Source organism: Geobacter metallireducens GS-15 (assembly GCF_000012925.1).
Classification (GTDB): Bacteria; Desulfobacterota; Desulfuromonadia; order Geobacterales; family Geobacteraceae; genus Geobacter; species Geobacter metallireducens.
In genome coordinates this window covers 1,904,919-1,930,113 of sequence record NC_007517.1, presented here as the reverse complement: position 1 = coordinate 1,930,113, position 25,195 = coordinate 1,904,919, and the positions used below count along the sequence as shown (strand labels likewise).

The following is a 25,195-nucleotide window of genomic DNA, read 5'->3' as shown; positions in this document are numbered from 1 at the left end:
CAGAGAAAACCAGTAAACCTTTAAGGCCCGGCTCGCATAACACCGCAGTACGTATAGGGATTTTGGTTATTAGACTTGAAAGGATCTTACGGTTTTGTCTCTCTCTGTGATCTCTGTGCCCTCTGTGGCTAAAGGAGCCTTTATGGAATTCAAGAATCTGCTCATCGAAACCGCTGACGGCGTCGCCACCCTCACCGTCAACCGTCCCCAGGCCCTCAATGCCCTGAACAGCGAGGTGCTGACCGAGCTGGCCTCCGCCTTCTACCAACTGGAGTACGATCCGGCGGTTCGGGTGGTGGTCCTCACCGGCGCCGGCGAGAAGGCCTTCGTGGCCGGGGCCGACATCAAAGAGATGGCGGCCATGTCCTCCTTCGAAGGACACCAGTTCGCCCTGAAGGGGCAGCACTGCATGATGGCCATGGAGAAGATGAAGACCCCGGTCATCGCCGCGGTGAACGGCTTCGCCCTGGGGGGCGGGCTGGAACTGGCCCTGGGGTGCGACTTCATCTACGCCTCGGAGAAGGCGAAGCTCGGTTTCCCCGAGGTGACCCTCGGCATTATCCCCGGCTTCGGCGGCACCCAGAACCTGGCCCGCCTTATCGGGAAGAACCGGGCTAACGAACTGATCTTTACCGGCCGGATGATCGCGGCCGACAAGGCCCAGGCCTGGGGGATCGTCAACGAGGTGTTCGCTCCGGAGGAGCTTCTGGTCAAAGCAAAAGAGACAGCGGCCGCCATCGCCGGCGTCGGCCCCCTGGGGGTTACCTACGCCAAGAATGCCATTGCCAACGGCCTGAACATGGGAAAGGAAGACGGCTTCCGCTACGAGGCCTCCCTCTTCGGGGTGCTCTTCGGCACCGCCGACCAGAAGGAAGGGATGGGGGCCTTTGTGGAAAAGCGGAAAGCAGTATTTACGGGGAAATAATTTCACAATCAACCATAGGGAGGTTGTCATGAACTTCGAACTGAGCCAGGACCACAAGGTATTGCAGGACGCCGTGCGTGACTTCGTGGAGAAGGAGGTAAAACCCGTCGCCGTGCAGATCGACGAAGAGCACATGATCCCTGACAGTCTTGTCAGAAAGATGGGAGAGATGGGGTTCATGGGAAGCTATCTCCCCGAGCAGTACGGCGGGGCCGGACTCGACATGCTCTCCTACTCCATCGTGGTGGAGGAGGTTTCCAAGGCCTGCGGCTCCAGCGGCGTCCTCATCTCGGCCCACACCTCCCTTGCCTGCGGCCCCATTTACACCTTCGGCACCGAAGAGCAGAAGAAGAAGTGGCTTCCGGCCCTGAACAGCGGCGAGACCATCGGCTGCTTCCTCCTGACCGAGCCCGACGCTGGTTCCGACGCCGGTGCCATCGCCACTACCTACCGCCGCGAGGGGGACGAATTCGTCATCAACGGTTCCAAGATATTCATCACCAATGGTGGCTACCGGGGAACCGGCGTCCTCTTTGCCACTTCCGACAAGAGCCTCAAGCACAAAGGAGTTTCGGCATTCATCATCGATCTCCGCTCCCACGGTGTGGAGATCCTGAAAAACGAGAAGAAACTGGGGATACGGGGAAGCTACACCACCGCCTTCGCCCTCGACAACGTCCGGATCCCTGCGGAAAACCTCCTGGGGCAGGAAGGCCAGGGATTCAAGATCGCCATGGACACCCTGAACGGCGGCCGCATCGGCATCGCCTCCCAGGCCCTGGGAATCGCCGAAGGAGCCTTCGAGCGGGCACTGGCCTACTCCAAGGAGCGCAAGCAGTTCGGCGCCCCCATCTGCGACCTGCAGGCGATACAGTTCAAGCTGGCCGACATGTGGGCAAAGATCGAGACCAGCAAGCTCATGACCTACAAGGCCGCGTGGCTCAAGGATCACAAGAAGAACTACACCATGGAGTCGGCCATGTGCAAGATGCTCGCCTCCGAGGCCGCCACCTACGTCACCAAGGAAGCGATCCAGATCCACGGCGGTTACGGCTTCATCTGCGATTACGAGGTGGAGCGGATGTACCGCGACGCCAAGATCACCGAGATATACGAGGGGACCAACGAGGTGCAGCGGGTGGTTATCTCGAAGCTGCTGTTGAGCTGACAGGACAAGACTAAAAGCTTCAAGGCTGGAAAGGAATAAGGAGGCATCATGGAAGCCACCCGCGAAATCTATTGGAACATCGGCCACGGGGTCGTGATCCCCATGTACCTCCTCACCTTTGCCGCCTTCGGCATCCTGGCGTGGGGATTCTGGAAGCGTCTCCCCGTCTGGCGCCAAGGGAAGCCCCTCGACCGCTTCGACCGCTACGACGAGCGGGTGAAGCGCCTCGTCTTGACGGTACTGAGTCAGTGCAAGGTTGCCCGGGTCAAGGACGGCGGCATTCCCCACGCCCTCTTCTTCTGGGGATTCCTCACCCTCTTTGCCGGAACGCTGATCGTGATGCTCCAGGCCGATTTCATCACCCCCCTCATGGACGTGAACATCCTCAGGGGGGAGTTCTACAAGGCCTTCTCCCTAGTGCTGGATCTGGCGGGCCTCGGTGCTATCGTGATGCTGGCCGGCCTCTCTATCCGCCGCTTCGTGCTGAAGCCCGACGGCCTTGAGACCGTCAACGACGACCGGATCATCCACCAACTCCTCTTCGCCATCCTCATCACCGGCTTCTGCGTCGAAGGGGCGCGGATGGCCGCCACGGAGCTGCAGCAGAATCCCGAGCTGGCCCGCTTCTCCCCGGTGGGATACCTCTTTGCCCACCTCTTCAAGGCCTACACCGACGACTCCATCCGCACCATGCACACGGTCCTCTGGTGGACCCACTTCGGCCTCGTGCTCGGCTTCATCGCCGCCCTCCCCTACACGAAGCTGCGCCACATCCTGACCACCAGCATCAACTCCTTCTTCGCTCCCCTGGATGAAAAGGGAACCATCGGCACCCTCAACATGGAGGACGAAAGCCAGGAACAGTTCGGCGCCACCAAGGTGACGGACCTCACCTGGAAGGACATCTTCGACGCCGACGCCTGCACGAGCTGCAAGCGGTGCCAGGACCGCTGCCCCGCCTGGGCCACTGAGAAGCCCCTCTCCCCCATGAAAGTGGTGAAGCAGGTGTGCGAGGCTGCCTGGAGCGCCCCTGACTCATCACTGGTGGAAACCGTCACCGCCGATGTCCTCTGGAGCTGCACCACCTGCCGTGCCTGCCAGGATGTGTGTCCGGCCGAGATCGAGCACGTGAACAAGATCCTCGAGATGCGACGCAGCCTCTCCCTCATGGAGGGGGAATTCCCCGGCGACGAGGTCCGCACCGCAGTCAGCAACGTGGAGGTGAACGGCAACCCCTTCGGCCTCGCCTATGCCAGCCGGGGCGACTGGGCTGAGGGGCTCCCCGTGGCCCGGGTCTCCGAGGGGGAGGAGGCCGACATCCTCTATTTTGCCGGCTGTTACGCCTCCTTCGACAAGCGGAACCGGGAGGTGGCCCGCAGCTTCGTGAAGATCTGCGCCGCCGCCGGCATCCGGGTCGGCATCCTCGGCAAGGATGAGAAGTGCTGCGGCGAGCCGGTCAGGAAGCTCGGCAACGAGTACCTCTACCAGATGATGGCCCAGGAGAACATAGAGATGATGAAAGCCAGCGGGGCAAAGAAGGTGGTCACCACCTGCCCCCACTGCTTCAACACTCTCTCCCGCGATTACCGTGACCTGGGCTTCGAGCTGGAAACCGAGCACTACGCCACCTTCATCCACAACCTCATGGAGAGCGGGCGTCTTTCGCTTGCCCCCGAACAGAAACGCTTCCCCTTCACCTACCACGATTCCTGCTATCTGGGGCGCTACAAGGACATCTTCGCCGAGCCCCGGGCCGTCCTGGCGGCTGCCGGCGGCGACCTGCGGGAAATGGACCGCTCTGGATGCGACAGCTTCTGCTGCGGCGCCGGAGGCGGACGGATCCTGGCCGAGGAGAAGCTCGGCACCAAGATCAGCGAGGCCCGGGTCCGGATGGCCGGGGAGACCGGCGCCCAGCTCCTGGTTTCCAACTGCCCCTTCTGCCTCACCATGTTCGAGGACGGAATCAAGACTGGCGGTTTCGAGGAGAGCATCAAGGTGCGGGATCTGGCGGAAATCGTGGCTGAGAGAATAGAGAACGCGGCTTTTCCGCAATCTCTGCGTTGATCTTCGGGATTGCTTGTGCGACGTAGCGCTGCTACGCCTCCGCGCAATCCCTCGATCGCCTTGACCTTGCGAAAAATCCACGTTCTCAAAAGGACATTAAGGAGGTTCCCATGAAAATTCTCGTCTGCGTCAAACAGGTTCCCGACATGGAATCCCGCTTCAAGCCCGATGGCAGCGGCACCTGGTTCGAGGAGACCGATCTGGCCTTCCGGATGAACGAGTACGACGAATATGCCGTGGAACAGGCGGTGCAGCTCAAGGAGCAACTGGGGAACGAGCCGGAGGTGACAGTCCTCTCTATCGGCCCGGACCGGGTGAACGAGGCCATCAAGAAGGCCCTCGCCATGGGGTGTGACAAGGGAGCCCACATCCAGGACCCCGCCCCCCAGGGGAAGGATCCGTGGCAGATCGCGTCGATCATCGCCCAATACGCCCGCACCGAGGGATTCGACCTCGTCTTCACCGGCATGCAGTCCCAGGACCGCGGCTCGGCCCAGGTGGGGGTGCTGGTGGCGGAACTCTTGGGCTTTGCCTGTGCCACGACCCTCGTGGGCTTCGCCTTCGCCGACGGCGTGGTGACCGCCAAGCGCGAGCTTGAAGGGGGAATCAAGGGGGTTGCGAAGCTGCGGCTTCCGGCCGTCGTCACCTGCCAACTGGGCCTCAACATCCCCCGCTACCCCACCCTTCCCAACATCATGAAGGCCAAGAAGAAAGAGATCCTCGCCATCCCTGTGGCCGACCTGCTGAAGGAAGAGGCCGTCGCCGCCACGGCCCGGTTCTACCCTCCGGCCAGGAAGGGAGGCGGAATCGTGCTGGAAGGTGATGTGGGGAACCTGGTGGAGCAGCTCTACGGGATCCTGAAAGAAAAAACGACCGTGCTCCGGTAGGAGGAGAAACCATATGAAAGCACTGCTTGTCTGCGAATATCGCGAAGGAAAACTCCTCGATACAACCTACGAACTCCTCGCCTTTGCCGACCGCATCGGCGCCGAGAAGGCCATGGTCCTCATCGGGAGCGACAGCGCCCTGCCCGCCTGCAATAGCACAGTTTACCTGGCCGAGGCGGCGAAATACGGCGAATACAACCCGGACGTGCACAAGAAGATCGTTCTCGATGCGGTCCAGCGGGAAAACGCCGACTGCATCGTCTTCGTCCACTCTTCCTACGGCTGGGACCTGGCCCCTCGGGTGGCGGCGGCTCTCAGGGCCGGGCAGGTGTCGGAGATCGTCGGTGTTGTGGACGGCGGCTACGAGGTGGGGTGCTGCAACGCCAAGATGCGCCGCGCCGTAACCCCCACAAGCGGCAAGGCGGTCCTCACCGTCCAGGCCGGCGCCTTCAGCTTCACGGGCACTCCCCAGGGGACGCCAAAGGTGGAGCGCATCGACATACCCGATGGGGCGACGCCGGTGGAATTTGTCGGCTACGAGCCCGCCGAGAAAAAGGACGTGGACCTGACCCGGGCCGAGGTGATCGTCAGCGCCGGTCGGGGCGTGGGGAAAAAGGACAATATCCCCGTTATCCAGGCTCTGGCCAAGGCCCTTGGCGGAGAATTGGGGGCGAGCCGGCCGGTGGTGGATGCCGGCTGGGTGGATCACAGCCACCAGGTGGGGACCACCGGCCAGAGCGTGAGCCCCAAGCTCTACGTGGCCTGCGGCATTTCGGGAGCGATCCAGCATCTGGCCGGCATGAAGAAATCGGACTTCGTTGTCGCCATCAACAAGGACAAGGACGCCCCCATCGGGGAAGTTGCCGATGTCCTCGTGGTGGCCGACGTGATGCAATTCGTGCCGGCTCTCACGGCCAAACTGCAGTGAACCGGGCTGACAGAGGAGGAGCCATGAAGCCCCTTAAAGGAATGGTTGTCGTGAACCTGGCCGTGAATCTTCCCGGCCCCGCCGCCGCCCGGCGCCTCCGGCATCTGGGGGCATCCGTCGTGAAGGTGGAGCCGCCGTCAGGCGACCTCATGGAACTGTACAACGCTGATTGGTACCGGGATATGGCCGTCGGCCAGACGGTCGTCAGGATCGACCTAAAGAGCGCCGAAGGTCTGGCTCACCTCAACGGCCTGCTGGCAACCGCCGACCTCCTCATTACCGCCAGCCGCCCCGCCGGCCTCTGCCGTCTCGGTCTCGGGTGGGAGGAGCTTCACCGGAAATTCCCCCGCCTCTGCCAAGTGGCCATCGTCGGCTATCCCGCCCCCCGCGAAAACGAGGCGGGCCACGACCTCACCTACCAGGCCTCTCTCGGTCTTCTCAACCCTCCCCACATGCCCCGGACCCTCCTTGCCGACATGGCCGGCGCCGAGCAGACCGTTTCGGCCGCCATGGCACTCCTTCTCATCCGCGAACGGGGACAGGAGGCGGGCTATGCGGAGGTCGCCCTTTCCCGCGCGGCCGAAGCCATGGCCGAGCCTCTACGCTACGGCAGTACCGCTCCGGGCGCTCTTCTGGGTGGCGGCATTCCCGAATACAACCTCTATGAAGCCCGTGACGGCTGGGTGGCCCTGGCAGCTCTGGAGCCCCACTTCAAGAGCCGGCTCGAAGAGTCGCTGGGAGTGAGTACCAGAGAAGAGTACCGCGCCGCCTTTGCCGACCGGAGCGCCCGGGAGTGGCAGGAATGGGGACGGGAGCAGGATATTCCGATTATCGTCGCAGAGGAGAAGAAACCATGTATCTCGAACTGACCGAAGAACAGAAACTGATTCAGGACACCGCCCGTGACTTTGCCAAGGCCGAACTGGAGCCGGTGGCGGCGCAGCTTGACCAGGGAAGCGACCGCGGCCCCCTGCTGGCCAACCTGAAAAAGCTGGCCGAACTGGGTTTCATGGGATTGAACGTGCGGGAGGAGTACGGCGGCGCCGAGGCCGGGGCCATCTCCTTCAGCGTGGCCATGACCGAGATCGCGCGGGCCTGCGCCTCCACGGCGGTCACGGTCTCGGTCAACAACATGGCCGCCGAGGTTATCCAGGTCGTCGGTTCCGAGGAGCAGAAACGGGCTTACATCCCGAAGATCTGTTCCGGCGAGTATTCCGCCGCCAGCTTCGCCCTCACCGAAACCTGCGCCGGCTCCGATCCCGCCGGGATGGTGACCCAGGCCGTGGACGACGGCGACTCCTGGGTGCTGAACGGCTCCAAAATTTTCATTACCAGCGCCTCCTATGCCGGGGTTTTCGTGGTCTGGGCGGTCACCGACAAGGCTGCCCCCAAGGGTAAAGGTATCAGTTGCTTCCTGGTGGAGGCTGGAACGCCCGGCCTCATCATCGGCAAGGAAGAGCACAAGATGGGACAGCACGCCTCGGCCACCAACGAGGTAATCTTCACCGACTGCCGCATCCCCAAGAGCGCCATGATGGGGAAGTTGAACGACGGTTTCCGGATCGCCGTGGCGGAGCTGGCCGGCGGGCGGATCGGGATCGGTTCCCTGGGGCTCGGCGTCGGGCTGGCAGCCATGGACCATGCCACCCGCTATGCCTCCGAGCGGACCCAGTTCGGGCAAAAGATCAGCAACTTCCAGGCTATCCAGTGGATGGTGGCCGATGCCTACACCGAACTGGAAGCGGCCCGGCTCCTCCTCATGAACGCCGCCTTTCGCAAGGACCAGGGTAAATCCTTTGCCAAGGAGGCCTCCATGGCGAAGCTGTATGCCACCGAGGCGGCCAACCGGGCCTGCTACGCGGCAATCCAGATGCTCGGCGGGTACGGCTACACCCAGGATTTCCCGGTTGAGCGTTATGCCCGCGATGCCCGAATCACCTCCATCTACGAAGGGACCAGCGAGATCCAGCGGGTGGTTATCTCGCGGGAAATTCTCAAGAATTTTAACCAATAGAAATTATCACATATGGAGGTATGTATGGGGACAGGTAAACGCATTACCTTGCAGCAGGCCGCCGAGATCATCAAGGACGGCTCCAGCCTCACCTTCTCCGGGTTCACCATCTGGCGGCGCCCCATGGCCATCGTTTTCGAGCTGATCCGCCAGCAGAGACGGGGACTCCACCTCATCGAAGTGAATGGCGGCCCACACACCGAATTCCTCGTGGGAGCCGGGTGCGTCGACATCTGGGAGTCGTGCTGGGTGGGGCATGAACTCTACGGCAAGTACGGCGCCAACCTCTCCCGCAAGGTGGGGAATAAGGAGATCATCGTTGAGGATTACAGCCATGCGGAGATGATGTTCCGCTTCGCTGCCGGTGCCGCCGGCGCTCCTTACGCCGTCACTCAGACATCCCTCGGCACGGACATCCACAACCCTGAGTACGACATGCTCGGCCGGGCCGGCAAACGTGACGGGAAGCGGATCCCCAAGCACAAGTACCTCTTCACCGACGACCCCTTCTACGGCGCGGGCCCCCAGGTGCTGGTACCGGCGGCAAAGGCGGACATCGCCATCATGTGCGTCCAGCAGGTGGGTGAGGAAGGGACGGTGCGGGTCAACGGCCAGTACTACTCCGACCCCGAGGCGGCCCGCACCGCGGACATCACCATCGTTATGGCCGAAGAGATCGTCCCCGAGGAGTACCTGCGCCGGGAGGCCGACCGCAACACCATCACCAGCTTCGAGGTGGACTACATCGTGGAGTGTCCCTATGGCGCCCACCCCACAGGCATGTTCGGCCGCTACGACGTGGACGGTGCTTTCCTCAAGGACTTCTACGGACGGACCCGCACCCAGGAAGGATTCGATGACTTCGCCAAGGAGTGGATCATGGGGCTCGACCACTTGGGCTACCTGGAGAAGCTCGGCTGGCCGCGGATGCTGACCCTGAAGGCGAACACCGCGCTCAACTACTCCACCGGCGTGAAGAGGGGGCAATAATATGGGCAGAGAGTATGCGAATCCGGAAGAATACGGCCTGGCCGACCTGCTGTGCTGCGCGGCGTCCCGCGAGGTGCAGGACAACGAAATCGTCTTCGCCGGCACCGGCCTCCCCATGGTGGCGATCATGCTGGCCCAGAAGACCCACGCCCCGAACCTGAAGCTCATCTTTGAGGCTGGCACCCTCGACGGCCGCCCGCCGGCCATTCCCACCTCCGTCGGCGACGCCCGGTGCGAGATGGGAGCCTCCCGGGCCTCGGGGCTCTACGATGCCTTCAGCATCGCCCAGCGGGGCTACGTGGACCTGGGTTTCCTCGGCGGCGCCGAGGTGGACGAATACGGCAACGTGAACACCACCTGCATCGGCGACTACCTCAACCCAGAACTGCGCCTCACCGGCAGCGGCGGCAACCCCGACATCAACTCCTTCGCCAAACGGACCGTCTTCATCATGGTCCACGAGAAGCGCCGCTTCACCCCCAACGTCAGCTACATCACGAGCCCCGGCTGGCGGGTGAAAAAATGGCCGGAGGGCGACTTCGTCCATCGCCGGGAGCTCTACGGCGCCGCCTACCGCGGCGGTCCGTCCGCGGTCATCAGCACCGCCGGCGTCTTCCGGTTCGACGGGGAGACCGGCCGCATCTACCTGGACACCTGCCACCCCGGCAAAACGCCGCAAGAAATAACGGAGATGTGCCACTTCGACCTGGACATCTCCCGGGTCAGCGGCGAAACGCTTCCCCCGACCCGTGAAGAATTGCACTTCATCCACGATGTTCTTGATCCTGAGCAGATCTTCATTCCGAAGGTGACAAAAGGATAGATGCCGGATTGGGCAAAAAAAAACGCGGCCCCCGAATCAGCCGGGAGCCGCGTTTTTTTGCGGCGGAACATGACGTGTTCCGATTATTCGTAGCGGACTTCAATTGCCTGCAGGTACGCCTCGAGGGTATCGAGCTGTTTCAACACCTCGACGAGATTGCCGTCATTCGCCGCCAGTTCCATATCCCGCCCGATTTCCGTTATCCTCGAAAAACCGTAACAGCCGCCGGAACCCTTCAAGCCGTGGGCGATGGTCCGCACTTCGTCGAACTGACCATTGACCGCAAGTTCACGGATGACAGAGCCTTCTGTCTTTCTCCCCTCCAGATAGGCCGGGATGATGTCTTCAAGGTCCGGATCGCAGACGACCACTATTTTATCCGGCACATTGTCGCGATCCATGTTCGTTCCCTGCTTCCCGTTGGTCCGTGGTCGTTGCTGGTATTCTCCGACGATTTCCAGCAGCTTGTCCTTTTTGATCGGTTTGGTCAGGTGCGCGGTACAGCCGGCATCAAGGCTCCTTAACTGATCTTCCTTGAGCGCATTGGCAGTGAGCGCGATCACCGGCAGCGGCGCCCGGCCCGTCTCCCGCTCCCATTCACGCACCAGGCGCACTGCCGTATAGCCATCCATGACCGGCATCTCCATATCCATGAAAACCACGTCATATCCACCCCCCTTGATCTTTGCAAGGGCTTCTTCGCCATTTACCGCACACTCTACCGTATGCTCGGTACGCCGGAAATAGGCCGTCAGCACGGTGCGGTTCGCCAGATTGTCGTCCACCACCAGAATGGAGAGCGGTCTGCCGAGCTTGTCTCCGGGAAGTTGTTCTTTCGGAAGCGGCTCTTCTGTTCTGCGCGAGATGGCGAAAGGTACTGTGAAGCGGAAGCAGCTCCCCTTCCCAACGGTGCTCTCCACACCGATTTCACCTCCCATCATCCCCGCAAGGTGACGGGAGATGGCTAGCCCCAGCCCTGTCCCGCCGTAGCGCCGGGTGGTTGATGAATCCGCCTGGCTGAAACTCTCGAAGATGGTGTCCAGCTTTTCCGGCGCTATGCCGATGCCGGTGTCGGCCACGGAAAACCTGATCAGTACTTCGGCATCGGACTGTTGGACCGGCTCAACCTCCAGAAGTACACTCCCGCCGCTGTCGGTGAATTTCACGGCATTCCCCACCAGGTTGATCAGCACCTGCCGCAACCGCAGCGAATCTCCCATGAGCCAGTCCGGGACAGCGGATTTCACGGAGAAGGAATACGTTACCCCCTTTGAGGACGCTTTCACCGACGTGATGTCCGTCAGTTGCCGGATGCAGTCCCGAAGACTGAAGGGTACAGAATCCAGCTGCAGCATGCCGGCTTCGATCTTCGACAGGTCAAGGATGTCGTTAATCAGTCCCTGCAAGGTTTCGCCCGCTGAATGGACAACCGACAGATACCCTGATTGTTCGCCGTCAAGACGGGTTTCCGCCAGAAGGTCACTCATGCCGATGATTGCATTGAGGGGCGTTCTGATCTCATGGCTCATGCCGGCCAGAAACTCGCTCTTTGCCCTGTTCGCCTGTTCGGCCCGGTCCCGCGCGACTTTCTCCAGTTGTGCGATATTGGCAAGCTCTTCCTGGAGTTTTTTCTGCTTTTCGATTTCCTCACGAACCCCCACAAAATGGGTGATTTCCCCCTTTTCGTCGTAGATGGGCGAAATGGATGCCATAACCCACACAAGACTGCCGTCCTTGCGGCGATTATGGAATTCTCCGTACCACTCCCGTCCTGAAAGTATGGTCTCCCACAGGTTTTTATAGAACTCTGGCGGGTGGGTCGGACCTTTCATGATGCGCGGGTTCTGGCCCCGCAGTTCTTCAAAGGCGTAGCCGGTCATCTGGCAGGACTTGGGGTTGACATACTCTATGCGTCCGTCCCGGTCGGTAATGATGATGGACACCGGGCTGTGCTCCACGGCGGCGGAAAGCATCCGCAGGGATGCATTGATCCGTTTCTGTTCGGTGATGTCCCGGAGCAACCCCACGGCATTCCATGCCCCATTGAGGAAAACCGCGGACAGCGACAGGGCAACCTCGATTTCCTGACCATCCTTGCGCCGGGCGAAGAGCTCAAGGGTTTTGCCCACGGCATTGCCGGAGCCGGTCTGTTGGAACTCGGAGAATGCCGTAAGGTGGTCGGCCAGATAGCGCTCAGGGGTCAGAAGGTCGTGGAGGTTCTTGCCGAGAGCCTCTGCCGCGCTGTACCCCAGAATCTGCTCGGCGGCGGGATTCCAGTAGGAAATGGAACCCTGGTGGTCCATCATCAGAATCGCATCGTGGGCAGAATTGGTTATGCTGCGGAGCTGTAATTCGCTGTTTTCAGCCGCCTCCTTGGCAATCCGCAGTTCGGCGGTCCGTTCCGTGACCCGGTGCTCAAGTTCCTCATTGATTGCAGTCAGTTCGGAGAAGCTATTCTGCAGGGCATTTTCCATCAGCCGGAAGTTATCCTGAAGCTCCTGCTCCTCCCTGACCTCCGCGGGGCGCCAGGATATCTGCTCCCCCTGTGCAATCCTGACCGGAAGCTGACTGGTAACCTTTCCCAGCATGGCAAAGGGCGCCAGCAATCGCCTGCTGAAATACCGGGACAGGCCAACCACCACCAGTGTCAGTATTGCCAGAACCCCCAGCAGGATAGATGCGCGGTTGTTGATCTCCTTGAGTGACGGTGCCAGCGAGGATTGCACCACCAGTCGGAAGCCTGATTTCGGCTCCAGCGCAATCTCGGTCATGTAGAACGAACGATTCCAGCGTTTCATGGGGCCGCCCCCCGGTTGCGGATCGGGAACCCATTGGCTCACATTACTACCGACCGAATGCAGCTGCCCCCCCTTAGGCAGCGCAAACTGCTCCAGAAACTTCTTGCCGCTGTCGGTAGAGGCAACAACCCGGCGATGTCTGTCCAGCAGCGTCAGGTTGACATCCCGTTTGCCGACAATCCCCTTCAGCAGTGCAGCAGGATGACCGAGAGATACCACGCTGAAAACAGCCCCCCTGTATTCCCCTCCCACCATGCAAGGGGCCAGCATAATGAGACGGGGGCCGGGTACGCCAATCTTGCCCATGAAGGCATCGAAAACTATCGGGTGCGACGGGTCATTCAGCTCTGCTATGTAAGGGCGGTCACCCAGCCATACCCCGATGGTGGAAACGCCCTTTTCGTCAACGCGGGGCGAGAAGGCGCGAGTGACATGGTTGCGATCCATGACCCCCAGCCGGTAGGTGTCGCTGCCATGGGCGGCATGGTATCTTTCAAGGAGCCGCTGCATCTCCTGGGACGGGTTGTGATCAGGGTCACCGACCAGTTTGACAAGCATGCCCAGCTTGTGCTGCTCTTCGTCCAGCCAGCTTGAAATCGTAAGGTTGCCCACTTCAGCGGTACGGGCGGTACTCTCCTGCAGGCGCGTCATCTGCTGGCGGAAATACCAGCTTGTATCGAGAAAGGCGAAAACGAACGCCGGCACCAACACCACTCCCTCCAGGATGACTCCCAGCCATTTACGCAGTGAAGGAAGTTCGGTGCCGCCCCGCAACCGCCAACTCAGCAGAAAGAGAGCCTCGGCAATCAGGGTGTTGATGATGCCGTTCATCCCCTGCTTCAGGGCGACCAACAGAGTGGCGCCGGCATTGAACCCCATGACCTGGTGATAGAACAGCCAGACCAGCACGAGGCCGCCGCTGAACCAGTAGATGATGTCGCCGAGCATCAGGTCCATGCGTTTGCGGTTTCTCAGCCAACCGGCACAGAGGGCCTCGCAGCCGAAAATGACGATGGCCCAGGGGTGGTGCCACTGCAGCCAGGTGCACCCTGCGGCAATCACCGCTGCCAGCAGACCGGTGGCCGGTCCGAACCGCAGCAGGGCGAACATGCTGAACACGGAGCCGAACAGAAAGTCCACGTTGAAGAACAGTGACAGTTTGAACCAGTTGACGAGAAAGCCGGCGCTCCCCAGGAGGACGCCGGCCATCAGTTCGCGCCTATTCATAGAAGAACACCTTCATCAGTATCGGGAGAATCCGGCTTCCATCGCCGCCAGGAGTTCTTGCCCCCCCTCTTCGCTTCGTACATGGCGTTGTCGGCATGGGTCATGAGAAGTTCCACGGAATCTCCGTCATGGGGATAGACGCTGATCCCCACCGAAGCCCCGATCCGGCAGGTGATGCCGGAAATATCGAAGGGGCGTGACAGGGCTGAAATGATCTTCTCGGCCACGGTCACCGGACCGTCAAAAGACTTCACCCCGCGTACGATAATGCAAAATTCGTCACCCCCCATGCGGGCCACGGTGTCGGATGCCCTGACACAGCCGTCCATGCGCTGCCCCGCCATGACCAAAAGTTCGTCCCCGGTCTTGTGGCCATGGTTGTCATTTACCGCCTTGAACGCGTCAAGGTCCACAAACAGGAGCCCGAAATTGCTCTCGCTTCGTTTGGATTCCACAACGGCACGCTCCAGGCGCTCAAAAAACAGCAGGCGGTTCGGCAGCCCAGTCAGTTTGTCAAAATGGGCCATCTGCCGGAGCTGTTCTTCCGACTCCTCCAGCCGGCGGTTCTTTTCCTGAAGCCCCAGGTTGGTGAGCGCCAGTTCCCGCTCCAGGGTCACGATCCTCTCGGCCGCCTTGATGCGCACCTTGAGCTCTTCCTTATTGAAAGGCTTCCCGATGAAATCGTCGGCCCCGGCCTCCATGCCGACCACCACATCATCTCTCCTGGCGGTCAGCATGATGATGTAGGTGTATTCCGGAAACCCGGCTCCCCTGATGCGCCGGCAGAGGGCCGGGCCCTCCAGGTCGGGCATGATCCAGTCGGTGATCACAATGCTGGGGCGATGCTCCTGGATAAGATTCCACCCGGACTCGCCATTGGGCGCACCGAGGGCGTCATACCCCCATGACTTAAGGTAGCGTCCCAATAGCGTGCGGATTTCCGCTTTGTCGTCAATATAGAGGATTTTCATAGGGTTCTTTCGATGATGCTATTACTGTGCCCAACCGTTCCACTCCGGATAAATGATGCCGGTTGCCGTTAAACACCAACAACGGACAGAAATCTTGTAGGTTTGCTATAAGTATCTGGAGTCAAACTGTTGGCTTCGATAGAGTCGAGGTGATGACCGTTCGGCGACAGCGATAGCATTTGCTTTCTTCCATCAAACCGACTAGCATAGCGCCGCAATTCATTACGGCAACGAGGCGATTCACGTGAAGGTCCTCTTCATCCATCCCTTCGGCAGCAACTGGCTGGGGACCGGAACCGATATAACCACCATCTTCAATCTCATGCCCCCCCTGGGGTTGCTCAGCATAGCCGCCTTTCTTGAGGCCCGGGGAATCGGCACCGAAGTCATCGACTGCTATGCCACGCCGATGCCGGCTGAAACCCTGGTGGCCGAGGTAATCCGCCGCCGCCCGGATGTGGTGGGCTTTTCCTGCACCACGTCGTCATTCCTTGAAGGCTACTCCATTGCCGAAAGGATCAAGGAAAAGGCCCCCGGCATCACGACGGTCTTCGGCGGCGCCCATGCCTGCTCCGTAGGCGTTGGGCTGCTGGACACCTTCCCGGCCATCGACTACCTGGTGATCGGCGAAGGGGAACAGACTTTTTTCGAACTGGTGACCAACCTGGACCACGGTGGAAGCGGCATACCCGGCGTCGGCTACCGGGAGAACGGCAAGGGAGTCATCAGTGCCCTCCGCGAGCATATCGCCAACCTTGACGACCTCCCCTTCCCGGCCTACCACCGTCTTCCCCAGTTCCCCAAACGCTACATCCTTCCCCTCTTCAGCTATCCGAAGGCGCCGAACACCAGCATCATCTCCAGCCGGGGCTGCCCCTACCAGTGCTCCTACTGCGACCGCTCGGTCTTCTCCCGGGGATTCCGCTTCAACTCGCCGGAGTACATCGTCGAGCACCTGAAAATGTTGAACCGCGACTACGGGATCCGCCACGTCTTTTTCTATGACGACCTCTTCACCACCGACCGCGCCCGGGTAGCCCGTTTCTGCGAACTGAAGGAACGGGAACGGCTACCGGTGACCTACAACTGCATCGCCCGCCTGGAGCATGTGGACGCGGAACTGCTGCGGCTCCTCAAACGCTCCGGCTGCTGGCAGGTCAATTTCGGCATCGAGTCGGGGGATCCGGAGGTAATCAAGAAGCACCGCAAGTTCTACGGCCTGGACGAGGTACAGCGGAAACTGCAGTTGGTGAGGGACACGGGGATGCGGGTCAAGGGGCTCTTCATGGTGGGGCTGCCGGGAGAGACCGAAGAATCCATCCGCCGGACCATCGACTACGCCTTGGCACTCCCCCTGGACGAAATCAACGTCACCAAGTTCACCCCCTTCCCCGGTGCGCCGCTCTACGCCACCATCCGCGAACAGGGGGAATTCGACGAGAACTGGCCGCTGATGAACTGCCTCAACTTCGTCTTTGTCCCCCACGGCATGACCCGTGAACAACTGGAAGGGCTCTACAACGAATTCATCAGCCGCTTCTACCGCCGGAGCCGCATCCATTGGGGCTACACGAAGATGCTCTGGAAGTCGCCCCACAGCGTGGCTACCTTCCTGCGGCACCTTCCGGAGATCCTGGCCTTTGAACTGAAGCAGAAGTGGTGACTGCTGTGATCCTTACGGATACTCAAGCGCGAATCGTCAAAGGAGTCAGGGCATGAAGCCTTATCCCTGTCTGGTAGCATTCCTGGTCTCGGGCTCTCTTCTTGCCACCTCCCCCTGCAGCGCCGCCGAATCGCCATCTGTCGCCACCGCCGGCCACGAATGGGCCTTCCTTGCCGGCTACGGCATAACCCACCGGGGCTTCGGCGCAACCCGCACCCAGGTGCAGACCGCAGATGCCATCGGACGCTTCGGCTGGTTCCTGTCGGACGAGGTGGGAAAAGGGTCATGGTACCAAGGACGTCACGAACTGTTGGTGGAACTCCCCATCCATCTGGCGGTCGATCAGCGGGACCGGATCATGACCGGCGGCTACCTTCTCGGGAGCTGGAAATTCACCGGACTGGCGGACGAGAAACTGTACCCCTACGTCTTTGCCGGCGGCGGGGTACTCTTCGTGGACCTGGGTCTCCCCACCATGGGGACACGGCTCGACTTCTCCTACCAGGGGGGAACCGGCATCCAGTATCTCATCGGGAAGGATACGGCCATCATGGGGGAATACCGCTACCACCACGTCTCCAACGCCGGCACCGCCGAGCCCAACGAACCGCTCAACTCCAGCAAGTTTCTGGTGGGTGTGTCGTGGTTTTTCTGAAATAGGTGCAGGAAAATGTGAACAGTGATCGAGCAATCGGTTGGGTTCTAAACTGAAAAAGCATGAATTCCTGATGGAACTCATGCTTTTTCAGTTTTAGTACTTAGTCTTGCGTCACGAGTTAGAACTATTAAGGAGCAAGGTTATCGGACATGCCATGGGGAGGTCTGCCCCATCCGCTGTAACCAGCGTCGGTGTGACAACCGTAGCACTTCCCGAGAGGTGCTGCTTTGCCGCCATTGAAGGTCGAATAAAATATGTTTTCCCAGGAAATCTTGGAAGGAATCTCAGCATGGGGTGACCCGTGACACGAAGTACACAGGATCTTGTTGTCCGCGTGCCCGCGGCTATTCAGGTACGCGCCGCCGAACTGGATCTTTCCGTACTTCTCGATCTGCGCGTTGGTCCACTCCCCAATGTTGCTCTTGTGGCAGTTGGAACACCTCGGCAATGTCCGGTACGACCAAGGGTCCAGGAGTTGCCCGGTTGCAAACCGCATATTGAGATCTCCGTGACAATCCGAGCAGTTGAAATCAAGCTTCTTGCCACTTGCGGTTGTCATATTCACGTGGAGGCCACGCATGCACCCCACTGTTTCCTTGCCGGGATGACAGGCTTCGCAGGATTCCTTGAACCCTAGCGCTGCATAGCGGGTGTGGAATTCGTTTTTCAGATTGTGTCCCTGGTGGAGCGCCATACTCAGGGTCATCGTCTTGGCGGGGATCGGAAGTCTGAGCCCCGCTGCCGCCGGGTAAAGGCTCAGCGGATATCCGGGAGTTTTTCCACCGACAGCGGGATCCATGTGACAACGGCTGCACCGCACCGGAATCCCGGCTTGGGTAAGTTTCAGTAGGTCTGTGTTGTGCTTGAGATCATGGGGCGCGAGCATGGTCTGACGGAAACTGTCGAGCGGATTCGCCGGATACTGTCCAAACTTATCCTTGTAAATCTCCCTGTGGCAGGTGCAGCAGTTGGCAAAGGCCACAGGAGTTGTTGTGTTGGTATTCTGGGCGAGCACTGCGCCGGTCACCGCGTCCTTTACCGTAACGGTTACTTTGGGGAATGCCTGGCGGATATCGCCAAAGGCATCCTTGAACGTTCCTTCACCTCCTGCTGGCTGTTTCGGAGGGAAAACCGGAATAAGTTCAGCCACCCACATATTGTGTTCGGGCTTGGAGACAAATTTGCCCGATTTCAGGGGAGTGCCGACTATGGAAACCGGATTTGTCCGGCTCACCTTGGCCCAGCCTTCCTGGGTCGGATACATCTTGTTGGCGTTGTCGAGGTAGGTCAGATACTGGGGGTCCGTCATCAACTGGTCAGCAAATGGCACCGAATACTCGACCCTGATCTTGGCAGGATCAGTAACTATTTCTGAACCGTTGAAAACCTGTGCCCGAAGTGTGTTGGCTGGTGGAAGTATTGAGATGAGAGATGAATCCGGACAGGTGCAATGAATACCGAGATCATTGCTGACCATTACTTTCCAGCCGGTGTTTGTGGCGGTCACACCTTTTTTAGGTAGCGACAAGAATACAAGAGTTACAACTGCGCAGACCACGAGACTTACAACCAAAATCTTTTTCTTTTGCATACTTCTACCTCCCTGATGGTAATAAAACAGCCGGGTTGCCATATATATCAATTGATATTTCGGCAACCCGGCTGTCTCAGGGAGACCCTGTGGGTTTTCCGCCCCATCCTCGCGGATGGTTTAGTATTGTCGTCTATCACAAATGCATCGTGAGTTTTTTTTCGGTGGGCGGAAGGTAGCAAACATCGGTAACGGAATCAAGTTGTTTATGGATATAATGATATAATTAAATATAACAAATCAAGAAGAAGAGAACCTCAACTAACCGCTCAACTCCAGCAAGTTTTTAGTGGGGCTGTCGTGTTCTTTGAAATTAACCCCAACTAACCACTTGACACATAGGTGCTACAAATCATATTAATTAAACGACACTTTTCGGTATAGATCATTGTTTGGTTTGTTCCAGCAGCTTGTCATCTAACAACGTAACGAACAGGAGGATGTCATGACTAGTACTCACTCAATTTTGTTGGGCCGTAACTTAAAAAGATTGTTATTGCTTCTTCCACTGATGATGATGTTAGCTGCTTGTGGACCATCTCATATGGTTAAGAAGGAAGAACCGCTGGACATCATGACTGTAAAACCAAAGACTGGCAAGGCCGCACTTGTGATAGCCAGAACGACTAGTTTTGGTGGTGCTGTCAACTTTTTCACTCACCTTGATAAAAAATTTATTGGGGTAACGAAAGGGAAAGGTTGCTTTATTAAGACCGACATTGAACCGGGTTTACAATATCTCATTACAAGGACGGAAAGTCTTGAAACCGGTAAGATACAATTCGAACCGGACACCGTATACTATGTACAGCAAACACCTCGCATGGGATGGTGGGTTGCGCGTGTCACTCTGACTCCTGTTACTGCAGAGCATTTGGCTTCTGAAATCGGCAATGATGGCTGTACGTTCTATGAACTTGATCCAACAGACCCGTATGAAGACTTGTCTGATCACGAATACAAAGAAGCGGTCACAGACTATGAGCGAGAAATTACCGAGGGGTACCATAAGGAATTTACAGAATACAAAGGCAGGAAGGTTCAATAATGGGAGCAGGCTTCAACAGCCTTCCCCGCTCAGGCCATGAGCATCGGTGAAAACCTGGCGAACTTCGTTGAAAAGCTGTATTGACAACCACCTGCACTGAACACAAAAAGGGGGAGATGCCTTGAGCACCTCCTCCTTTTTCATGTCATCCCGCCCTTACCGTTCCCTTCTACCTTGGCCGCGTCGCCTCATACTCCTTCAAATAGGCCGCAGGCTTCATCATCCGCTGGGTGCGCCAGAGCACCCGGGCAATGTACGGAATCTGGCTCGGTCGGACCTGACGCATCCAGTCGACGATACTCTTCTCGCCGGAGGTATTGAGGATCGAGCGGCGCCAGGTTTCGGCGTAAAGCTCGAAGAACCGCTTCGCGCCGATGCGCGGCTCCCAGAGGAGATGGTGCATGTCGAAGTTGGACCAGGGCTGGTCGGGGATCCGCGGTTTCATCTCGCGGTAGTGGTCGGTCCCCGGCAGCGGGGTATGGATGGTGAAGCCGGCCCGCTGCAGGCCGTACTGGGCCACGAAGTCCCAGAGTTCGCGGAATTCTTCCTCGCCCCAGTCGTGGCCCACGAGGAAGTTGCCGTTGATGCCGTACTTGAGTTCCCGGGCGATCCTGACCCCTTCGATGCTCTCCGCAAGCCCCGCGTCCTTGTCGAGACCGGAAAGGCCCTTGTCACTGGCCGCCTCAAGCCCCAGGAAGATGTCGAAGTCCTTGGCCAGGGGACGCCAGGCCGCCATGATGTCGGCGCTCCGGCATATGAGGTCGGTGCGGGTCTGAACGAGGATCCAGCGCTTGTGGACTCCCCGCTTTTTCAGCGCCTCGGCAAGCTCGATGCTCCGTTCCCGGTTGTACCAGAAGAGGTCGTCGGCCACGAAGATGGAATCACCGGCAGTGGCGAAGTCCTCCACCACCGTGGCGATGCTCCGCTCGCGCACCGACCGGCCATAGAGCTGCCAGACGGAGCAGAAGGAGCAGCGGTGGGGGCACCCCCGGGCGGTCTCGATGAGCCAGACCGGCTTAAAGAGGAGACAGTGGTAGTTGTTGCGGTGCCGGTCCACGAGGTGCCGCGCCGGGAGCGGGACCAGGTCGAGGCAGGTCTGATCGGATAGAGGGGGAGTTTCCACCCAGCCGTCCCCTGTCCTGAACAGCAGGGCCGGGATGTCGGTCAGAGGCCGTCCCGTTTCCAGAGCCTCCGCGAGGGCGGTGATGATCTCCTCGCCGTCGTCCAGGCAGATGGCATCGATGACATTGTCTTTGAGCGGATCGGGGAACGCCGCCGCGGCATGGCCGCCGACAAGGATGAAGGCGTCCGGCGAAACCCGCCGCACCTCGCGGGCCGTGGCAATGATCCGGTCATATTCCAGGGCATGGAGACAGGTGATCCCCACTAACCGCGGCTGGCTGCGGCGGACCCAGGTGGAGGCGCCGGGGCGAAAACGGAGGTCGGCGATGGTGACAGCGTGCCCCCGAGCAAGCAGGGCGGCCCCCAGGTATTCAAGACCCAGCGGCTCGACCCGGAAGAAGGGGCCGAGGCCAAAGGCATCACTCCCTGGATGGGGGCGAAGAAGCAGGATATTCATGGTTCAGCAACCTCGCGTATGTGGACGATTCGGTCCGGCCGTTCGATCCCTCCGCGCCGGAGGAAATTGTAGGCCAGGTTGACCAGCTTCCCCTTCCCTTTCATCACCCGCGAGGCGATGGCGGGGAGGCGGTAGGCCTCCCACCGGGCCTCCTGCCAGCCGCGGTAGAGCCGCTCCGGAGTCATCTGCTTGGGCCGGAAGACCACCTGTCCATGGTCGTAGCGGCTCCAGTCCTTGTGGAGCAACCGCCCCTCCCGGTCGAACTGTTTGAAAAGCGACGTGCCGGGGTAAGGGGTCAAGACGTTGAAGGTGGGGATGCTGGGGGCGCACTCCTCCAGGAAACGGACCGTCCGCTCGAAGATTCCCTCGTCGTGGTCGTCGAACCCGAAGATCATGGAGGCCTCCAGCACGATTCCGGCATCCCTGACCCGCTTTACCAGGTCGATCTGCGACGAGCCGTTTCCGGTCTTGGCGTGATTCGCATGGGGACCGGTCACCGACTCGATGCCGACAAAGATCCCGATACAGCCGGAACGGGCCACCAGCTTGACCAGTTCCGGGTCTTCGGCAAAGCGGAGGTTCGCCTGCCCTCCCCAGCGGAGATTCATCCCCGCCATCCCCTCCAGGATCGGCTTGGCCCGGACCGGGTCCCCCAGAATGTTGTCGTCCACGAACACCATCAGCTTACCCTCGAAGGAGCGGAGCTCGGCCAGGACGTCGTCGGGATTTCGGTAGCGGAAGGTGCGGCCGAAGTACGGGGTAACGGTGCAGAAGGGACAGTCATAGGGACATCCCCGGCTAGCCTGTACCGTCTGGGTGGTCAGGTACTGCCGGCCGGCCAGGATGTCGCGCCGGGACCAGGGGATCACGAGGCGATCGTCGGTAGGTATCGGTGCCCGGTAGAGGGGAGCCAGACGTCCCGCCAGAAAATCGTCCAGAAGCTTTGCCCAGACCGGTTCGGCCTCCCCGATAAGGACCGCATCGGCATGGGCCTGGGCCTCCTCAGGAAGCACGGTGGGATGGATTCCCCCCAGCACCACCGGCACCCCCTGCGCCCGGAACCGGTCGGCAATCTCGTAGGCCCGGACCGCCTGGTGGGTCATGGCAGTGATCCCCACCAGGTCGAACTTTTCACCGAAGGGAACATCCTCATGGACCTCGTCGGCCATGACAACCTCCCACTCCGGCGGGGTTACCGCAGCCACCTGTTTCAGGGAGAGGGAGGGAAGCTGGAACCGCCGCACCCACCCGAGTTTGTGGGTGGCGGGATATACCAAGAGGAGGCGGGGACGGGACTTCATGGGCGTATCTCCCTGCCAGGGGCCGGAGATCGCCGCCGTCCCGCCACGAGAAACGCGGGAAGCGACACGAGCGCAAAAATCATGGTGGCCCCGACACCGTAGTTGGTGGCCCAGCCGATGGAGGCAAGGGCTCCGTAGTCGGCAAAGGCCAGGGAGCCGAAGCCGGCGATGGTGGTGAGGGCCGACAGGAGCACCGCCCGGCCGGCCTGCACGAACTCCCGCTCCGGCTCGTCCTTCCCCTCCACTCGGTGGGCTATGTGCATTCCGTAGTCGTTCCCCATGCCAAGAATCGTCACCAGGACCATGGCGTTCATGAAATTGATTCCCATGCCACTGACGGCCATGATGCCGAGCATGGCGGCAATGCCTGCGAAAACTGGATAGAAAGAGGCAAATAGTCCCAGCATCGAGGAGAAATGGGAGAGGAGGAGAAAGATCACCAGTGCCCCGCCAATGACAAATCCCCAGAGAAAACTCTGCTTCACGTCGGCAGCCAGCTGACGACTCACCAGATCGACGCTGGTGGCACGGGCCGACGGGTCGATGGCCGACAGTTCTTTCAGGAAGGCATCCTGGGGAAATTCAGCCCCTTTGTAGAAAAGGTGGACCAGCAGGTGGTAACCGGCAGCATCTCTGATCAGGTGCCGGTCCACGGCCCCCTTGAGCGGCGATGCGGCAAGCCGGGTAATTGCTTCGGTTGACAATGAGGACCCATTTCCCCGGAGGGAGACAAGGCCGGCGATGGTCCCTTCAAACGGTTCCACCGCAAACCCTTGCCGCTCCAAAGCATCCTTGAGCGCCCTGCCCGGATCCCTCCCCGCAAGGCCCTGGTCGATCTGACGTGAAACCTCGGCACGCGCCGTGTCGTCGTTAACCAGCTGGCCCAGACTGGAGAAAGCCGCCAGCTCTCCCCGTTGACGGTAACGCTCCACAAGGAGATCAACCCGCGCCCCCCGTGCCAGCACATCGCCAAGGTCTTTACCCTCCACCGCCACCAGCATCTGTTTCGGACTCAGGCTCAGGTGCCGCTCGATCTTCTCCTGGGTGAGGAACGCCTCGGAATGACGCGGCTGGAGGTTCTTCAGCTCCCCCTCGAAGGTGGTATAGCAGGCCATGATGCAGAAAGCCGCCACGGCGAGAATCGACACCACTTTCACCAGCCGGCCCCGGCGACGGCTACCCCGCCAGAGTGCGGCCAGGCCGAAGCCGGGAAGCGGCCGGTAGACAAAACGGGGCGACAGGCGCTCCATGAAGAGAAGCAGAGGCGGCAGGAGGAACAAGGTCGTATAGAGGGAAAAGAGCACCCCGAGTCCCACCAGGATACCCAGTTCAGAGAGTGCCCGCACGTCGGTGATGGCCAGGGTGAGAAACGGCATGGCAGTAGTTGTGGCGGCGGTGAAGATGCCGTGTCCCGTGTCGGTGACGGCGAGCCGCAGGGCCTCTTCCGGCGTCAGCCCGGCGCAGCGCTCCATGTGATAACGGTCATAGAGGTGGACCGAATAGTCGGTGCCGAGGCCGATGATGAGCGCCATGAAAGCGAAGGAGATGATATGGATCGACGGAAGGAAGGCGCCGGCCACCCCCAAGGCCAACACCACGCCCCCCCCGATGATGACTGGCAGAAGGAGCGTCGGCAGCACCCGCCGATAGGTGGCGAAGAAAAGCAGCAGGACCACCACAAGGGACGAGAGGATGCAGGAGAGGATGTCCCCCTTCATGGCCGCCTCGTCGATGACCGCCGACAGGTGGGCCCCGGCGCAGGATATCCGGACCCGCGCCCCTTCCCTGGCCTGGTTGATCCCCTTGGCCAGCTTCCGGGCAAAGACCATGTCCTGCACCGGACGGGCAGGCTCGGCAATGATGATCAGCACTCGGCCGTCCCGGGAGAGGAAATAGGGGGAGTTCGGGTCCAGATCGAGAGCCTGGCTTCCCCGTTTCAGCCGAGGAGTTACGAGATCCCGCAGGGCCAGGGGGTCGGCCACGACCAGGTCCCGCAGACCGGCTCCGGCCTGGCTGGCCAGCTCCGTTCCCGTCCGGAGGAGGGCCTCGTCCATGGCCTTCGGCGCCAGGCGCCCCAGGTAAGCCGGCACATCCGCCGGTTCGAGGAAAGAACCGGGGTGCACCACGGCATATCCGATGAAGTCCGCAAAGGCCCTGGCCTCCGACGGGTCGTAGATCCGGTAGATGACCCGGCGGAAGGCCGGTGCCCCGTCGACCCGAAGCTCCTTCAGTCGGCCGGCAAACGCCTCGGCCTCCGGGACGAGGCGCTCCTTCTCCCCTTCGAGCAGGAAATAGGCCTCGTTGGCACTACCGGTCCACTGGAGGGAATCGAGGAAGAGACGGAGTGCCCCTTGGCGCGCCGGAAAGAGTTTGAAGACATCGGCCTCGAAACGAGTGGTAAGAATCGAGACGACTGAAAGAGCGACAAAAAAAACAAACGCGGCAAAAACCATCACGGGCCGCGTGCTGGTTACCCTGAAAATCCAGGACAGGTGGCGTTTGATGGCGGACTGGGTCGCGCCGGTTACTCTGTTCAGCATGGGTGGGGAGACTCCTGGAA

At 60.2% G+C, this 25,195-nt stretch carries 18 protein-coding genes and 1 riboswitch; of the genes, 12 read left to right on the top strand and 6 right to left on the bottom strand.

Annotated elements, in window-relative coordinates:
• The first annotated feature begins 142 nt into the window (after positions 1-142).
• From GMET_RS08635 to GMET_RS08595, 9 genes are all read left to right on the top strand, one after another.
• The gene (locus tag GMET_RS08635) at positions 143-925 is read left to right on the top strand and encodes an enoyl-CoA hydratase/isomerase family protein (protein ID WP_004514138.1); all 783 of its coding nucleotides are present in this window, start codon (positions 143-145) and stop codon (positions 923-925) included.
• A 28-nt stretch (positions 926-953) separates the two neighbouring features.
• Entirely contained in the window at positions 954-2,093 is a 1,140-nt protein-coding gene (locus tag GMET_RS08630) for an acyl-CoA dehydrogenase (RefSeq protein WP_004514139.1), read from the top strand.
• A 48-nt stretch (positions 2,094-2,141) separates the two neighbouring features.
• Positions 2,142-4,157 carry a heterodisulfide reductase-related iron-sulfur binding cluster gene (locus GMET_RS08625; protein WP_004514140.1) on the top strand — a complete coding sequence of 672 codons (2,016 nt, stop codon included), beginning with the start codon at positions 2,142-2,144 and terminating at the stop codon, positions 4,155-4,157.
• Between the two features lie 110 nt (positions 4,158-4,267).
• Entirely contained in the window at positions 4,268-5,044 is a 777-nt protein-coding gene (locus GMET_RS08620) for an electron transfer flavoprotein subunit beta/FixA family protein (RefSeq protein WP_004514141.1), read from the top strand.
• 13 nt (positions 5,045-5,057) lie between these two features.
• Entirely contained in the window at positions 5,058-5,972 is a 915-nt protein-coding gene (locus GMET_RS08615; protein WP_004514142.1) for an electron transfer flavoprotein subunit alpha/FixB family protein, read from the top strand.
• Between the two features lie 23 nt (positions 5,973-5,995).
• The gene (locus tag GMET_RS08610; RefSeq protein ID WP_004514143.1) at positions 5,996-6,841 is read left to right on the top strand and encodes a CoA transferase; all 846 of its coding nucleotides are present in this window, start codon (positions 5,996-5,998) and stop codon (positions 6,839-6,841) included.
• On the top strand, positions 6,826-7,986 hold the full coding sequence (locus GMET_RS08605) for an acyl-CoA dehydrogenase family protein (RefSeq protein ID WP_004514144.1): 1,161 nt from the start codon (positions 6,826-6,828) through the stop codon (positions 7,984-7,986). The genes GMET_RS08610 and GMET_RS08605 overlap by 16 nt, the downstream gene beginning before the upstream one ends.
• A 24-nt stretch (positions 7,987-8,010) precedes the next feature.
• The gene (locus GMET_RS08600; protein ID WP_004514145.1) at positions 8,011-8,976 is read left to right on the top strand and encodes a CoA transferase subunit A; all 966 of its coding nucleotides are present in this window, start codon (positions 8,011-8,013) and stop codon (positions 8,974-8,976) included.
• 1 nt (position 8,977) lies between these two features.
• Complete coding sequence (locus tag GMET_RS08595; RefSeq protein WP_004514146.1) at positions 8,978-9,799, top strand: CoA-transferase subunit beta; 822 nt, start codon at positions 8,978-8,980, stop codon at positions 9,797-9,799.
• Positions 9,800-9,882: 83 nt separating this feature from the next.
• Here GMET_RS08595 and GMET_RS08590 read toward each other — a convergent pair whose 3' ends face one another.
• Both GMET_RS08590 and GMET_RS08585 read right to left on the bottom strand, forming a co-directional pair.
• Positions 9,883-13,824 (bottom strand): PAS domain-containing hybrid sensor histidine kinase/response regulator, encoded by a 3,942-nt coding sequence (locus tag GMET_RS08590; RefSeq protein ID WP_004514147.1) that lies wholly within the window; start codon positions 13,822-13,824, stop codon positions 9,883-9,885.
• Positions 13,821-14,795: a GGDEF domain-containing response regulator gene (locus GMET_RS08585; protein WP_004514148.1), complete on the bottom strand. Its 975-nt coding sequence runs from the start codon at positions 14,793-14,795 to the stop codon at positions 13,821-13,823. The genes GMET_RS08590 and GMET_RS08585 overlap by 4 nt, the downstream gene beginning before the upstream one ends.
• A gap of 244 nt (positions 14,796-15,039) precedes the next feature.
• Between GMET_RS08585 and GMET_RS08580 the strand changes: the two genes are divergently transcribed.
• Entirely contained in the window at positions 15,040-16,458 is a 1,419-nt protein-coding gene (locus GMET_RS08580) for a B12-binding domain-containing radical SAM protein (protein ID WP_004514149.1), read from the top strand.
• A 52-nt stretch (positions 16,459-16,510) separates the two neighbouring features.
• On the top strand, positions 16,511-17,113 hold the full coding sequence (locus GMET_RS08575; RefSeq protein ID WP_004514150.1) for an acyloxyacyl hydrolase: 603 nt from the start codon (positions 16,511-16,513) through the stop codon (positions 17,111-17,113).
• Between the two features lie 130 nt (positions 17,114-17,243).
• Here the strand turns inward: GMET_RS08575 and GMET_RS08570 are convergent, their stop codons facing one another.
• Complete coding sequence (locus GMET_RS08570) at positions 17,244-18,707, bottom strand: hypothetical protein (protein WP_004514151.1); 1,464 nt, start codon at positions 18,705-18,707, stop codon at positions 17,244-17,246.
• Between the two features lie 58 nt (positions 18,708-18,765).
• Positions 18,766-18,842: riboswitch (cyclic di-GMP riboswitch) on the bottom strand.
• A gap of 310 nt (positions 18,843-19,152) precedes the next feature.
• Between GMET_RS08570 and GMET_RS08565 the strand changes: the two genes are divergently transcribed.
• Positions 19,153-19,755, top strand: a complete 603-nt coding sequence (locus GMET_RS08565) for a hypothetical protein (RefSeq protein WP_004514152.1) — start codon at positions 19,153-19,155, stop codon at positions 19,753-19,755.
• A 169-nt stretch (positions 19,756-19,924) separates the two neighbouring features.
• Here GMET_RS08565 and GMET_RS08560 read toward each other — a convergent pair whose 3' ends face one another.
• Genes GMET_RS08560 through GMET_RS08550 form a run of 3 tightly spaced genes read right to left on the bottom strand, consistent with a single transcriptional unit; the run spans position 19,925 to position 25,175 of the window.
• Positions 19,925-21,334: a B12-binding domain-containing radical SAM protein gene (locus GMET_RS08560; RefSeq protein ID WP_004514153.1), complete on the bottom strand. Its 1,410-nt coding sequence runs from the start codon at positions 21,332-21,334 to the stop codon at positions 19,925-19,927.
• On the bottom strand, positions 21,331-22,635 hold the full coding sequence (locus GMET_RS08555; protein ID WP_004514154.1) for a B12-binding domain-containing radical SAM protein: 1,305 nt from the start codon (positions 22,633-22,635) through the stop codon (positions 21,331-21,333). The genes GMET_RS08560 and GMET_RS08555 overlap by 4 nt, the downstream gene beginning before the upstream one ends.
• Positions 22,632-25,175 carry an MMPL family transporter gene (locus tag GMET_RS08550; RefSeq protein ID WP_004514155.1) on the bottom strand — a complete coding sequence of 848 codons (2,544 nt, stop codon included), beginning with the start codon at positions 25,173-25,175 and terminating at the stop codon, positions 22,632-22,634. The genes GMET_RS08555 and GMET_RS08550 overlap by 4 nt, the downstream gene beginning before the upstream one ends.
• Positions 25,176-25,195 lie beyond the last annotated feature (20 nt).